Annotated in this window: 15 protein-coding genes and 1 tRNA gene; 12 read left to right on the top strand and 4 right to left on the bottom strand. The window is 70.5% G+C overall.

What is annotated here, in order from left to right:
- Window positions 1–2 precede the first annotated feature (2 nt).
- From sufB to H2038_RS07230, 10 genes are all read left to right on the top strand, one after another.
- Window positions 3–1,469, top strand: a complete 1,467-nt coding sequence (sufB, locus tag H2038_RS07275) for a Fe-S cluster assembly protein SufB (protein WP_292111005.1) — start codon at window positions 3–5, stop codon at window positions 1,467–1,469.
- Between the two features lie 13 nt (window positions 1,470–1,482).
- Window positions 1,483–2,232 (top strand): Fe-S cluster assembly ATPase SufC, encoded by a 750-nt coding sequence (gene sufC, locus H2038_RS07270; protein ID WP_292111003.1) that lies wholly within the window; start codon window positions 1,483–1,485, stop codon window positions 2,230–2,232.
- Window positions 2,229–3,257 (top strand): Fe-S cluster assembly protein SufD, encoded by a 1,029-nt coding sequence (gene sufD / locus H2038_RS07265; RefSeq protein ID WP_292111001.1) that lies wholly within the window; start codon window positions 2,229–2,231, stop codon window positions 3,255–3,257. The genes sufC and sufD overlap by 4 nt, the downstream gene beginning before the upstream one ends.
- A complete protein-coding gene (locus tag H2038_RS07260; protein ID WP_292110998.1) occupies window positions 3,236–4,477 on the top strand; it encodes a cysteine desulfurase in 1,242 nt (413 codons plus the stop codon). Before sufD ends, H2038_RS07260 begins: the two co-directional genes overlap by 22 nt.
- Window positions 4,474–4,869 (top strand): SUF system Fe-S cluster assembly protein, encoded by a 396-nt coding sequence (locus tag H2038_RS07255; RefSeq protein WP_292110995.1) that lies wholly within the window; start codon window positions 4,474–4,476, stop codon window positions 4,867–4,869. The genes H2038_RS07260 and H2038_RS07255 overlap by 4 nt, the downstream gene beginning before the upstream one ends.
- 7 nt (window positions 4,870–4,876) lie before the next feature.
- Window positions 4,877–5,260 (top strand): iron-sulfur cluster assembly accessory protein, encoded by a 384-nt coding sequence (locus H2038_RS07250; protein ID WP_292110992.1) that lies wholly within the window; start codon window positions 4,877–4,879, stop codon window positions 5,258–5,260.
- Window positions 5,260–6,249 (top strand): methionine ABC transporter ATP-binding protein, encoded by a 990-nt coding sequence (locus H2038_RS07245; RefSeq protein ID WP_292110990.1) that lies wholly within the window; start codon window positions 5,260–5,262, stop codon window positions 6,247–6,249. The genes H2038_RS07250 and H2038_RS07245 overlap by 1 nt, the downstream gene beginning before the upstream one ends.
- Window positions 6,249–6,905 (top strand): methionine ABC transporter permease, encoded by a 657-nt coding sequence (locus tag H2038_RS07240; RefSeq protein WP_292110987.1) that lies wholly within the window; start codon window positions 6,249–6,251, stop codon window positions 6,903–6,905. Before H2038_RS07245 ends, H2038_RS07240 begins: the two co-directional genes overlap by 1 nt.
- Window positions 6,906–6,924: 19 nt before the next feature.
- Window positions 6,925–7,728, top strand: coding sequence for a MetQ/NlpA family ABC transporter substrate-binding protein (locus H2038_RS07235; protein WP_292110984.1), 804 nt, complete (start codon window positions 6,925–6,927; stop codon window positions 7,726–7,728).
- Between the two features lie 81 nt (window positions 7,729–7,809).
- On the top strand, window positions 7,810–8,283 hold the full coding sequence (locus H2038_RS07230) for a hypothetical protein (RefSeq protein ID WP_292110981.1): 474 nt from the start codon (window positions 7,810–7,812) through the stop codon (window positions 8,281–8,283).
- Here H2038_RS07230 and H2038_RS07225 read toward each other — a convergent pair.
- The 3 genes from H2038_RS07225 to H2038_RS07215 all read right to left on the bottom strand — a co-directional run bounded on the left by H2038_RS07225 (window position 8,277) and on the right by H2038_RS07215 (window position 11,780).
- A complete protein-coding gene (locus tag H2038_RS07225; RefSeq protein WP_292110978.1) occupies window positions 8,277–9,044 on the bottom strand; it encodes a 1-acyl-sn-glycerol-3-phosphate acyltransferase in 768 nt (255 codons plus the stop codon). The genes H2038_RS07230 and H2038_RS07225 overlap by 7 nt on opposite strands.
- A 20-nt stretch (window positions 9,045–9,064) precedes the next feature.
- Window positions 9,065–10,120 (bottom strand): GGDEF domain-containing protein, encoded by a 1,056-nt coding sequence (locus H2038_RS07220; protein ID WP_292110975.1) that lies wholly within the window; start codon window positions 10,118–10,120, stop codon window positions 9,065–9,067.
- A 91-nt stretch (window positions 10,121–10,211) separates the two neighbouring features.
- Complete coding sequence (locus H2038_RS07215; RefSeq protein WP_292110971.1) at window positions 10,212–11,780, bottom strand: DEAD/DEAH box helicase; 1,569 nt, start codon at window positions 11,778–11,780, stop codon at window positions 10,212–10,214.
- Window positions 11,781–12,018: 238 nt separating this feature from the next.
- Here H2038_RS07215 and H2038_RS07210 point away from each other — a divergent pair, with 238 nt between their 5' ends.
- Window positions 12,019–12,378 carry a hypothetical protein gene (locus H2038_RS07210; RefSeq protein WP_292110969.1) on the top strand — a complete coding sequence of 120 codons (360 nt, stop codon included), beginning with the start codon at window positions 12,019–12,021 and terminating at the stop codon, window positions 12,376–12,378.
- Between the two features lie 103 nt (window positions 12,379–12,481).
- On the opposite strand, the gene H2038_RS07205 is transcribed toward H2038_RS07210, so the two are convergent.
- Window positions 12,482–12,558, bottom strand: a tRNA-Asp gene (locus H2038_RS07205).
- A 262-nt stretch (window positions 12,559–12,820) separates the two neighbouring features.
- Between H2038_RS07205 and H2038_RS07200 the strand changes: the two genes are divergently transcribed.
- Window positions 12,821–13,198: an NADH-quinone oxidoreductase subunit A gene (locus H2038_RS07200; RefSeq protein WP_292110966.1), complete on the top strand. Its 378-nt coding sequence runs from the start codon at window positions 12,821–12,823 to the stop codon at window positions 13,196–13,198.
- The last annotated feature ends 61 nt before the right edge of the window (window positions 13,199–13,259 follow it).

Below are 13,259 nucleotides of genomic sequence, written 5' to 3'. Positions count from 1 at the left end.
CCATGGCCGCCGTCAAGGAAACCGTCGAAGCCGTCGCCGAGCTGGAGCGCTACAAGCATGGCTTCACCTCGGACATCGAGCAGGAGTTCGCGCCCAAGGGGCTGAACGCCGACATCGTCCGCTTCATCTCCGAGAAGAAGGGCGAACCCGGGTGGATGCTGGAATGGCGGCTGGCCGCCTTCGAGCGCTGGCAGGCCATGGAGGAGCCGACCTGGGCCTCGGTCCGCTACGAGCCGGTCGACTACCAGGACCTGCACTACTATGCGGCGCCGAAGAAGAAGGAGGGGCCGAAAAGCCTCGACGAGGTCGATCCGGAGCTGCTGGCCGTCTACGAGAAGCTCGGCATCCCGCTGAAGGAGCAGGAGGTGCTGGCGGGCGTGCAGGGCGCGCCCCGGGTGGCCGTGGACGCGGTGTTCGACAGCGTCTCGGTGGTCACCACCTTCAAGGCCGAACTGGCCAAGGCTGGCGTGATTTTCATGCCGATTTCCGAGGCCTTGCGCGAATATCCTGAGCTGGTGCGCCAGTATCTGGGGTCGGTCGTCCCGGTCAGCGACAACTATTTCGCCGCCCTCAACAGCGCGGTCTTTTCGGACGGGTCGTTCGTCTATGTGCCGCCGGGCGTGCGCTGCCCGATGGAGCTGTCGACCTATTTCCGCATCAATGCGTCCCAGACGGGCCAGTTCGAGCGCACCCTGATCATCGCCGACAAGGGCAGCTACGTCTCCTACCTGGAGGGCTGCACCGCCCCCATGCGCGACGAGAACCAGCTGCACGCGGCGGTGGTGGAGCTGGTCGCGCTGGACGACGCCGAGATCAAGTACTCGACGGTGCAGAACTGGTACCCCGGCGACGCCGAGGGCAAGGGCGGCATCTACAACTTCGTCACCAAGCGGGCCGACTGCCGCGGCGACCGGTCGAAGGTCAGCTGGACCCAGGTCGAGACCGGCTCGGCGGTGACGTGGAAATACCCGTCCTGCCTGCTCAAGGGCGAGGAGAGCTCGGGCGAATTCTATTCGATCGCCATCACCAACGGCCGCCAGCAGGCCGACACCGGCACCAAGATGGTGCACCTCGGCAAGAACTCGAGGAGCCGGATCATCGCCAAGGCGGTGTCGGCGGGGAAGTCGGACTCCACTTACCGCGGCCTGGTGTCGGTGCACCCGAAGGCGACCAGGGTGCGCAACTTCACCCAGTGCGACAGCCTGCTGATCGGCAAGGACTGCGGCTCGCACACCATTCCGTACATCGAGGCCCGGAACGGCTCGGCCCACCTCGAGCACGAGGCGACCACCACGCGCCTGAGCGAGGACCAGCTGTTCTACGCCCAGCAGCGCGGCCTGTCGGAGGAGGAGGCGGTGGCCCTTCTGGTCAACGGCTTCGTCCGCGACGTGCTGCAGGAGCTGCCGATGGAGTTCGCCGTCGAGGCGCAGAAGCTGGTGGCGATCAGCCTTGAAGGCTCGGTCGGATAATCAAAGAAGAACAATGCTCAAGATCAACAACCTCCACGTCTCCGTCGGCGACAAGCCGATCCTCAAGGGCCTGACGCTCGACGTGCCGGCGGGCGAGGTGCACGCCATCATGGGGCCGAACGGGGCCGGGAAGTCGACGCTGGGTTACGCCCTGTCGGGACGGCCGGGCTATGAGGCCGCCGAGGGCGCCGTCAGCTGGAACGGCGAGGACCTGCTGGCGCTGGACCCGGCCGAGCGGGCGGCGAAGGGCGTCTTCCTGTCGTTCCAGTATCCGATCGAGATCCCTGGCGTCCCCGCCCTGACCTTCGTGCGCACGGCGCTGAACGCCCAGAGGCGCGCGCGCGGCGAGGAGGAGGTCTCGGCGCCGAACTTCCTGAAGCTGGTCCGTGCGGCGGCGACCCGGCTGAAGATGGACTTCGACATGCTGAAGCGGCCGCTCAACGTCGGCTTCTCCGGCGGCGAGAAGAAGCGGATGGAGATCCTGCAGATGGCCCTGCTGGAGCCGTCGCTGCTGATCCTCGACGAGACCGACTCGGGGCTGGACATCGACGCCCTGCGGATCGTCGCTGACGGGGTGAACGCCCTGCGCAGCCCGGAGCGGTCGATGCTGGTCATCACCCACTACCAGCGGCTGCTGGACTACATCAAACCGGACCGGGTGCATGTGCTGGCGGCCGGGCGGATCGTCGCCTCGGGCGGGCCGGAGCTGGCGCACCAGCTGGAGGCGGAAGGGTACGACAAATACCTGCCGGCGGCCGCATGAGCGCCCTGCCGCTGCTCGACCTGAAGGACGCGTCCAGCTTCCCGTCGCGTCGGACGGAAGCGTGGAAATACAGCGACCTGCGGAAATATCTTCGCGAGGCGCCGCCGCTCTCGCCGTCGGCTCCGATCCCGCTGACCGGCGGCGGGCCGTTCGAGGCGCTGGGCGGCGAAGCCATGGTCTTCGTCAACGGCCGCCCGATCGACGCCGGCGCCCGGGTGGTGTGCGGCGAGCAGACGGTGCGGCTGCGCCTGATCTCCAAGGCCGAGGGCACGGGGCACGCGGTGGCCGCGCGCCTGTCGGCGCGGGCGGGGTCGCGGCTGCTGCTGCTGGAGACCCACGAAGGCGCGGGCGGGGCCTATGTCGCGCACAACCGGCTGGAGCTGGACCTGGCTGAGGAGGCCGAGGTCACGCGCATCGTCCTGACCGACGAGCCGGAGGACGCCATCTCCGTCACCCAGACCGCCGTGCGGCTGGGGCGCGGCGCGCGCTATCGCCAGACCATCGTGGCCGCGGGCGCGAAGCTGCAGCGGCTGGAGACCGCGGTCTCCCACCCCGGCCACGGCGCCGACGTGCGGCTGGACGGCGCCTATGTGCTCGCCGGCGGCCGGCACGCGGACCTGACCAGCGTGGTCGACCACCTCGGCCGCGACGGGACGACGTCGCAGCTGACCAAGGGGGTGGTGAAGGACACGGCGCGCGGCGTCTTCCAGGGCAAGATCATCGTCGAGCGCGGGGCCGACGGCACGGACGCCCGGATGGGCCATCACGCCCTGATCCTGTCGGAGCGCGGCGAGGTCGACGCCAAGCCGGAGCTGATCATCTACGCCGACGAGGTGCAGTGCGCCCACGGCAATACGGTCGGCAATCTGGACGAGAGCGCCCTGTTCTACATGCAGCAGCGGGGCCTGCCGCCGGACGAGGCGCGGGCCCTGCTGACCGCGGCCTTCCTGATGGAGGTGGTCGACCGGATCGAGCCCGAGGGCGCGAGAGAGGTGGTGCGGGAATGGCTGACGGCTCGCCTGTGACCGCCCGCTTCGACCCCTACGCCGCCCGCGCGCAGTTCCCGATCCTGTCGCGGACGGTGAACGGCCGGCCGCTGGCCTATCTCGACTCGGCCGCCTCGGCGCAGAAGCCGCGGGCGGTGATCGACGCCCTGACGGCGGCGATGGAGGGCAGCTACGCCAACGTCCACCGCGGGCTGCATACCCTGGCCAACGAGACCACCGAGGCCTTCGAGGCCGCGCGCGAGAGCGTGGCCCGGCTGCTGAACGCGCCGGCGGCGTCGAACATCGTCTTCACCAAGGGCGGCACCGAGGCGATCAACCTCGTGGCCTCCAGCTTCGGCATGAATATCCAGCCGGGCGACGAGATCGTCATCTCGGAGATGGAGCACCACTCCAACATCGTGCCGTGGCACCTGCTGCGCGAGCGGCGCGGGGCGGTGTTGAAGTGGATCCCGGTGCTGGACGACGGCTCGCTGGACATGGCGGCCTACGCCGGACTGCTGGGTCCGAAGACCCGCATGGTGGCGGTGACCCACATGTCCAACGTGCTGGGCACGATCAATCCGGTCGGCGAGATCGTCCGGCTGGCGCACGCGGCCGGGGCGAAGGTGCTGATCGACGGCTGCCAGGGGGCGGTGCACGCCCGGCCCGACGTGCAGGCCATCGGCTGCGACTTCTACGTCTTCACCGGCCACAAGCTGTACGGCCCGACCGGCATCGGGGCCCTGTACGGAACCGCCGCGGCGCTGGAGGCCCTGCCGCCGTACCAGGGCGGGGGCGAGATGATCGAGACGGTCGAGCGCGAGCGGGTGACCTATGCGAAGCCGCCGCACCGCTTCGAGGCGGGGACGCCGCCGATCCTCGAGGCGATCGGGCTCGGCGCGGCGATCGACTGGCTGGAGGGCTTTGACCGCGAGGCGGTGCTGGCCCACGAGCACGCCCTCTACGCCCACGCCCGGGCGCGGCTGTCGGGAGTGGACTGGCTGCGCGTGGTCGGCGAGGCGGAAGGGAAGGGGGCTATCCTGACCTTCACCGTCGACGGCGCCCACGCCCACGACATCGCCCAGGTGATGGACCGCTACGGGGTGGCGGTGCGCGCCGGCCTGCACTGCGCCGAGCCGCTGGCGAAGCGTTTCGGCCTGACGTCGAGCGCCCGCGCCTCCTTCGCCCTATATAACACCGTCGAGGACGCCGACGCCTTCGTCGACGCCCTGACCAAGGCCCGTGAGTTCTTCGCATGACGTCTGAAGCCGCCCGCACGCCCGACGACGCCGCCTTCGCGGAAGCCTGGGACGCGCCGCAGAAGGGCGCGCTCGACCAGGCCGAGATCGACCGTCTGACCGACGAGATCATCGCCGCCCTGAAGACCGTCTACGATCCGGAGATCCCGGTCGACATCTACGAGCTGGGGCTGATCTACAAGGTCGACCTGTCCGACGACCGGGACGTGGCCGTGGAGATGACCCTGACCGCGCCGGGCTGTCCGGTGGCGGGCGAGATGCCGGGCTGGGTCGAGGACGCCATCCGCAAGGTCGACGGCGTGCGCTCCGTCCGCGCCGAGCTGGTGTTCGACCCGCCGTGGGATCCCTCGAAGATGAGCGACGAGGCCAAGCTCGCGCTCAACATGTTCTGAGGCGGCGATGAGCGAACTGCAGACCAGCGTCCGTCCCCGCCGGCCCCGTCCCGCCGTGGTCACCCTGACCGAGGCCGCGGCGGCGCGGGTGCGCGAGCTGTGCGAGGCGCACGGCCACAAGGGCTTGCGCGTGGGCGTCAAGAACGGCGGCTGCGCCGGACAGGAGTACACCTTCGCCTTCGCCGACGAGATCCAGCCGTTCGACGAGGTGGTGGTCGACAAGGGCGCCACCGTCGTCATCGAGCCGAAGGCGATCCTGTTCCTGATCGGCACGGAGATCGACTTCGAGACCACGAAGCTGGCTTCGAAATTCGTCTTCCGGAATCCCAACGAGACGGACGCCTGCGGCTGCGGCGAGAGCGTCACCATCGTGCCGGCGAAGGCCGACTGATGATCCGTCTGGAGGGGGTGACGCGGCGCTTCCGCAGCGCCGCCGGCGAACGCACGGCGCTGGACGGGGTCGATCTGGAGGTGGGCGCCGGCGAGGTGTTCGGCGTGGTCGGCCGCTCGGGCGCCGGCAAGTCGACGCTGGTGCGGACTATCAACCGGCTGGAGCGGCCCGACGCCGGGCGGGTGTTCGTGGACGGGCAGGAGATCACCGCCCTGCCGCCGGCGGAGCTGCGCGCGGCGCGGCGCCGCATCGGCATGATCTTCCAGCATTTCAACCTGCTGAACGCGAAGACGGTGGCCGAGAACGTGGCCTTCCCGCTGCGGCTGGAAGGCCGGGGCGGCGCCGAGGTCGACCGGCGCGTGGCGGAGTTGCTGGCGCGGCTCGGACTGGCCGAGCACGCCCGCAAGCATCCGGCCCAGCTGTCGGGCGGGCAGAAGCAGCGGGTCGGCATCGCGCGCGCTCTCGCGACGGAGCCGAAGGTGCTGCTGTGCGACGAGGCGACCAGCGCGCTGGATCCCGAAACCACGGAAGACATCCTGACCCTGCTCGACCAGCTCAACCGCGAGCTGGGGCTGACCATCGTGCTGATCACCCACCAGATGGAGGTGGTGCGCCGGGTCTGCGACCGGGTGGCGGTGATGAAGGACGGCCGGGTGGTGGAGCAGGGCGCGACCGCCGACGTCTTCCTGCACCCGCATCACGAGACGACCCGCGCCATGCTGGCCGAGGGCGAGGAGGCGTTCGACGCCTCGGTCGTGCCCCCCGGGGCGCGGCTGGCGAAGCTGACCTTCCGCGGCGCGGCCACCTATGAACCGGAGCTCAGCCGCGTGGCCCGTTCGGTCGGCGTCGACTATTCGATCCTGTCCGGCCGGATCAGCCGCATCCGCGGCGAGCCCTACGGCCAGCTGACGGTGGCCTTCACCGGCGGCGACGCGGAAGCGGCGGTGGCCCGGCTGACGGAACGCGGCGTGCGGGTGGAGGCGCCCTGATGTTCGACAATGTCGACTGGACCGAGATCGGCCGCGCCACCGTGGACACCCTGCTGATGCTGGGCGGCTCGCTGGCCCTGACCGTGCTGTTCGGCGTGCCGCTGGGCGTGCTGCTCTACCTGTCGGGCAAGGGGCGGCTGGCCGCCAGTCCGGCGCTGAACGCGGGGCTGTCCCTGATCGTCAACGTGCTGCGCTCGGTGCCCTTCATCATCCTGCTGATCGTCATGCTGCCGGTGACGGTGCTGCTGGTCGGCACCTCGCTGGGCGTGGCCGGGGCCATTCCGCCGCTGGTGGTCGGAGCCGCGCCCTTCTACGCCCGGCTGGTCGAAACCGCCCTGCGCGAGGTCGACAAGGGCGTGGTCGAGGCCGGACAGGCCATGGGCGGCACGACCTTCCAGATCGTCACCCGCGCCCTTCTGCCCGAGGCCCTGCCCGGCATCCTCGCCGGCGCCACGGTGACCGCCATCGCCCTGGTCAGCTACACGGCCATGGCCGGCGTGGTCGGGGCCGGGGGGCTCGGCGACCTCGCCATCCGTTTCGGCTACCAGCGCTTCCAGACCGATGTCATGGTCGTCACGGTCGTCCTGCTCCTGCTGCTGGTGCAGGGGCTCCAGATGCTCGGCGACCGGCTGGTCGCCGCCGTTTCCCACCGTTGACCCCCTTACGAGATCCGCCATGCTCCGCCGCTCCCTCCTCCTCGCCGCCGCCGCGCTGACCCTCGCCGCCTGCGGCCGGGGCGGAGAGGCCGGGGCCGACGCGAACGCGCCGCTGCTGGTCGGAGCCACCGCGGTGCCGCACGCCGAGATCCTCGAGCACATCAAGCCGGTGCTGGCGGCCGAGGGGGTCGAGATCGAGATCAAGGTGTTCAACGACTACGTCCAGCCCAACACCCAGCTGGCCGAGCGCCGGCTGGACGCCAACTACTTCCAGACCAGGCCCTACCTCGACGAGTTCAACGCCGCGCGGGGCACGGAGCTGGTCACGGTGGCGGGGGTGCACGTCGAGCCGCTCGGCGCCTATTCGCGCCGCCATCGCTCGCTCGCCGAACTGCCGGACGGGGCGGACGTGGCGGTGCCCAACGACGCCTCCTCGATCGGCCGGTCGCTGATCCTCCTGCAGGACGCCGGCCTGATCCGCCTCAAGGATCCCGCCAATCCGCTGCAGAGCCTGCGCGACATCGCGGCAAACCCGAAGAACCTGCGCTTCCGCGAGCTGGAGTCGGCCACCCTGCCGCGGGTGCTCGACCAGGTCGACATGGCGGTGATCAACACCAACTACGCCCTGGACGCGGGGCTGAACCCCCGGCGCGACGCCCTGACCATGGAGGGCGGCGACAGCCCCTATGTGAACTATCTGGTGGCGCGGCCGGACAATCGCGACGATCCGCGGATTGCGGCGCTCGCGCAGGCGCTGCGCGGGCAGGCGGTGAAGGACTTCATCGCGGAGAAGTACGAGGGGGCGGTGATCCCCGCCAACTAGCCAAGGGCGCCGTCAGGTCCGGAGTGTTCACCGGACCCCCGGCATCCGGCGAGCTGTTCGCCCCACACGAGGAAGCCCGTGATGATTCGCCGTCTCGCCGCCGCCGCCTTCACACTCGCCCTCGCCGCGACGGGGCCCGCCCTCGCGGGCGCCGCGGCCCAGGAGAGCGATCAGACGCGGGCGCTGGCCCTGCTGACGCGAGCCCGGGAGGCGCCGCCGGTGCAGGAGGCGATGCGGGCGCTGCACGCCGCGACCCGGGAGGCCATGCGGGCGCGCGCCCCCAACCTCGCCGAGCGTGAGGCCCGCGGCCGCGCCATCGTCGCCGAAATGGCGGCGGCCCGCGAGGCGGGAGACATGGCCCGGCTCAACCTGATCGCGGGCGAAGCCGACGGGCTGCGCGCCTGGTTCGCCGAGTTGCGCGCGGAGGCGGCGCTGGATCCCGCCGTGCTGGAGGCCCGGCAGCGCTATGTCGACGCGATCCTGGCGCGCATGACCGAAATGGACCCGGAGGCGCCGGCGCTGATGGAGCGGGTGCGGGGGCTGATCGCCTACTGACCCCGGGCCGCCTCGTCGGGGGTCGGAACCCGCACGGCCGGGATCACGGGTCCGCCGGTCGCTTCCGCCACCAGCTCGGCGGTCCGGTCCTCGATCACCGCCTCGAGGCGCGCGAGGAACTCGTCCTTCGGCAGACCCGTCGGGATCGGCGCGAGGAACTCCAGCGTCGCCACGCCGGGCGTCTTGCGGAAGGCCTCCTGCGGCCAGAACAGGCCGAGGTTGGTCGCCACCGGCACGACCGGCATGTCGAAGTCGCGGTACATGTGCCAGACGCCGGAGCGGTAGCGGAACTTCTCCCCGACCTTCGCCAGATTGCCCTCGGGGTAGATCAGGATCCTGCGCCCGTCGCGGTGCGCGTCGGCGGCGCGGGACTTGAGCGCCTCGCGGGCGTCGCGGCCGCCGCAGTTGTTGACCACGATGGCCCCGAGCTTGCGCAGCACCGTGGCCATCAGCGGGAACTTCTCGAGATGGTCGCCGGTGACGAAGGCGAGGTCGTCGAAGCGGTCGTAGATCGAGAAGCCGTCGCCCCAGCTCTGGTGCTTGGCCGCGAGGATGAAGGCGCCGGCCGGGAGATGCTGTTCGCCGCGGTACTCGATCCGGATGCCGGCCAGCAGCCGCATGGCCTGGACCATGCGCCGGACATAGCGGCGGATGATCCAGCCGGTCGCGGCGCGGCCCGGCAGCAGGGCGGCCGCCACGGCGGCCAGGGTGTAGCCGATGGACAGGGTCCAGTAGGCGACGGCGAACAGGAAGCTGCGCATGGGGGAGGGCGCGTCCGCGCTCAGGCGGCCTGGCTCAGCAGCTCGGCCGAGGTGATCCGGTTCCGGCCGGCCCGCTTGGACGCGTACAGGGCGGTGTCGGCGCGCTCCAGCAGGGTGGCGCCGGCCTCGCCGGGACGACGGACGGCGAAGCCGGCCGAGATGGTCACCGCGCCGAGGTCGTCGCTGGTCGAGCGGCGGCGCAGCGAACGCGAGGCGATCTCCTTGCGGATGGCCTCCAGCGCCGTCTCCACCTGCTGGGGAGTCTCGCCCGGGAAGATCATGGCGAATTCCTCGCCGCCGTATCGGGCCGCCACCCGCGGCGAGCGGGCCGACCGGCCCATCACGCTGGCGACGTAGCGCAGCACCTGGTCGCCGGTCTGGTGGCCCCAGGTGTCGTTGAACCGCTTGAAGTGGTCGATGTCGAGCACGGCGAGGAGGAGGGGATCGCCGCTGGCGTCGGAGGACTCGCAGGCGGCCGCAAGGCTCTCGTCGAAGGACTTGCGGTTGGCGAGGTTGGTCAGGGCGTCGGTCATCGCGTCCCGGCGCACCTGCTCGAGGTGCTCGCGCAGGCGGGCGACCTCGCGGGTCGAGGCGTCCAGCTTCTTCTCCAGCGTCTCGTTCTCGCGCTGGACCCGTCGGGTGGCGGCGGTCAGGCCGGTGACGATGGTCTTCAGTTCACGGCCGTCGCCGGCGGCGTCGATGCTGGTGGCCGCCTTGTCGAGGGTCTGGCCGTAGGCCGCCTGGCTGCGGTGCGCCTTGGCGATGGCGGTGGACACGCTGGCCAGCTCCCGGTCGAGGACCCGTCCGGCGTCGCGAATCTCCTCGCTGAGGCGGCCGCGGGGCAGGTATTCGGCGGCCAGCATGTCGGCGGTGGCCTCGTTGAAAGGCTCCTCGGCCGCGAGGATGCGCCGGATCTCCCGTCCGAGGGCGCCCTCGGGATCGCCCAGGTAGTGCAGCCAGAGCTCGAAATTCAGCGGTGTCGGCCAGACGCCGGCGCGCTCCATCTCGTCGATGACCTGCCGCGACAGGCTATAGGCTTCCGGACCCCGGAGGGTGGTTTCGACCGATGCCGGCATAGGGATCCTCGACGCGCCGCCGTTCCGGGCGGTTCACGGAGCCAAGCTAGATCGACGTTCGGTAACGCCGGGTTAAGCGTGGCCTTCGGGATCAGGCCTTCAGCGACACGGGCCGGCGCAGGAAGGCCGGGATCTCGGCCTCCCCGAACGGGCGGCCGTCGCCGGACCGCGCCGGAGCGTCGGGGGCGGAGGCGGCGGCCGGGCGCCGCTCGCCGCGGCGGCTGCGCGGGGGCCGGGGCTCGGCCGGGGGGCTCGCCTCAGGCGTCGCCGCGACCGGTTCGACGGGCGCTGCGACGGCCGCGGCTTCCGTGCCGGCGAGGCGCTCGGGAGTCCGGCGGCTGCGGCTGCGGCGGCCGGTCGCGGCCTCGTCGGGGTGAGCGGGCAGGGCGGCCGCCGGCGCGTCCCCGGCGGGCGCGTCTGGCGCCTCCGGGCTGCGGGCCGGGCGCTCGCCGCGGCTGCGGCGTCCCTTGTCGCCGCCCTTGTCCCCGCGCGCCTCGCGGCGCGGCTGGTCCTTGATCGCGCTGAAGTCGATCCCGTCGAGCGGCAGCTCGACCGGCTCCTTCTTGATCAGCTTGAGCACCTTGTCGAGCGACCGGTCGTCGGCCGGGGTGACGATCATGAAGGCCTCGCCGAGCCGGCCGGCGCGGCCCGTGCGGCCGATCCGGTGCACATAGTCGTCGGCGTGGTGCGGAACGTCGTAGTTGAACACGTGGCTGACCGCCGGGATATCCAGCCCGCGCGCCGCGACGTCGGAGGCCACCAGCAGCTTGAGGCTGCCGGCGCGGAAGTCCGCCAGGGTCTTCATGCGCAGGCTCTGGTCGAGGTCGCCGTGGATCGGCGCCGCGTCGAAGCCGTGCGTCTTCAGCGACTTGGCGACGACGTCGACCTCGCTCTTGCGGTTGCAGAAGACGATGCCGTTCTGCACGTCGCCGCGCTCGATCAGGGCCCGCAGCGCGGTGCGCTTGGCCTTGGGATCCGAGGTCGGCAGGCGGGTGATGTGCTGGGTGATGGTGTCGGCGGTGGTCGCCGGGCGGCTGACCTCGATCCGGGTCGGATCCTTGAGGAACTGGGTGGTCAGGCGCGTGATCTCGGGCGGCATGGTGGCCGAGAAGAACAGCGTCTGCCGCCGCGGCGGGGTCAGCTTGAAGATGCGCTCGATGTCCGGGATGAAGCCCATGTCGAGCATCCGGTCGGCCTCGTCGACGACCATGAGTTCGACGCCGGTCAGCAGGATCTTGCCGCGCTCGAACAGGTCGAGAAGCCGGCCGGGCGTGGCGATCAGCACGTCCACGCCCTTGTTGAGCAGGGCGATCTGGTCGCCCATCGAGACGCCGCCGATCAGCAGGGCCCAGTTCAGCCGCGTGCCCTTCGCATATTTGGCGAAGCTCTCGGCGACCTGGTCGGCGAGCTCGCGGGTGGGGGCCAGCACCAGGGCGCGCGGCATGCGGGCCCGGGCGCGGCCGCTCGACAGGCGGTCGACCATCGGCAGGGTGAAGGCCGCCGTCTTGCCGGTGCCGGTCTGGGCGATGCCCAGCACGTCCCGGCCGGCGAGGGCGACCGGAATGGCCTGGGCCTGGATCGGGGTGGCGGTGGTGTAGCCGGTGTCGGCGACCGCCTGGAGGGTCGTGGGCGAGAGGCCCAGATTCGAAAATTCGGTCATGAGGTCCTGGGACTGAGTGGGAAGTCCGCGCACCGGACTTCCATGCGATGTCGCGGAACCGCCCTTGCCATGGGCGAGCGGGCGGCGCGGATTCGCCAGTCCTGTCCCGAAACGTGGGCCGCATATAGAAGTCCCCACGTCAGAGTCAACTATTCGTGCGTCATTCGCCGCCGGGCTTGGCGCCGGCTTACGGATTGTTAATAGTCGGCTCCGGGAAGGGACATTGTGGGGTAAACGCATGCTGCGAGCGATCGCTGTCGCGACTGTCGCCGTCATCAGCCTGGCCGCGGGCCCGGGCCGCACCGACATCAACGCCGCCTTCGGCAACACGGTCGTCTCGCGCTATCCCGACGGCGGCTGGGTCAAGCACTGGTTCAATCCCGACGGCAGCTACGCGGCCCAGTTCTCGGACGGCCGTCGCCTCGCCGCCCGCTGGAGCGTTCGCGGCGAGCGGGTCTGCCTGACCAATATCCGGCCGAACATGCTGATCCCCCGCTTCTGCACCGACATGATCCAGGCCGACGTGGGGGACAGCTGGCAGTCCCGCGATCCGTTGGGCCGGCGCGTGCAGAACGTGCTGGTGGCGGGGCGGCAGTAGCGGCCGGACCCGGGCGGCGACGCGAACTTTCGTGGGCCCCGGGAGGGGAGGCGTTCGCCCGGTTGAAGAAGAGAGGGAAGGCGGTGCGCCACTTCAAGGGAAGTGGCGCGAGTGACGGGGCTCGAACCCGCGACCTCCGGCGTGACAGGCCGGCACTCTAACCAACTGAGCTACACCCGCGTTTCCCGGCCGTGACGCGGTGCGCCGCGGCGAGGGGCGTCGTTTAGGCGGGGCGGCCTCGCACTGTCAAGCGAGGATCGGGCGGGATTTTGCAGATTTTCGCCCCGGCCCGGCGGCGGCGGCGCGGCGGCGTTCGGCGGCCCCATTCCTGCGAACCATTCTCAAGAAAAACCTTTCGCCGCATGGGTTTGAACCCCGACGGCTCCCGGTCTAGAAAGCGCCGATTCCGCCCCTCCCTCCGCGGCGGACGAGGTCCTTCCGGATGAATGCATTCCTTCTCGAATACCTGCCGATCGTGATCTTCGCCGGGATCGCGACGGTTCTCGGCCTCGGCTTCATGATCGCCGCCTGGGTGCTGGCGCCGAAGAACCCCGACTCCGAGAAGCTGTCCGCCTACGAGTGCGGCTTCAACGCCTTCGATGACGCGCGCATGAAGTTCGACGTCCGCTTCTACCTGGTGTCGATCCTGTTCATCATCTTCGATCTGGAAGTGGCCTTCCTGTTCCCGTGGGCGGTGTCGATCTTCGACCTCAGCCGCGCGGGGATGGTGTTCGCCTTCTGGTCGATGATGATCTTCCTCGGCGTGCTGACCGTCGGCTTCATCTACGAATGGAAGAAGGGCGCGCTCGAATGGGAGTGACGACCAACAACACCGTGCCGCTGATCGGCAAGGGCAACCAGGGCGCGTCGCCGGTCAAGGT

The sequence above is a fragment of the Brevundimonas sp. genome (assembly GCF_013912005.1).
In the GTDB taxonomy this organism is placed as follows: domain Bacteria; phylum Pseudomonadota; class Alphaproteobacteria; order Caulobacterales; family Caulobacteraceae; genus Brevundimonas.
Note: the sequence above shows the minus strand (reverse complement) of the source record. Positions and strands in the feature narration are given on the sequence as shown.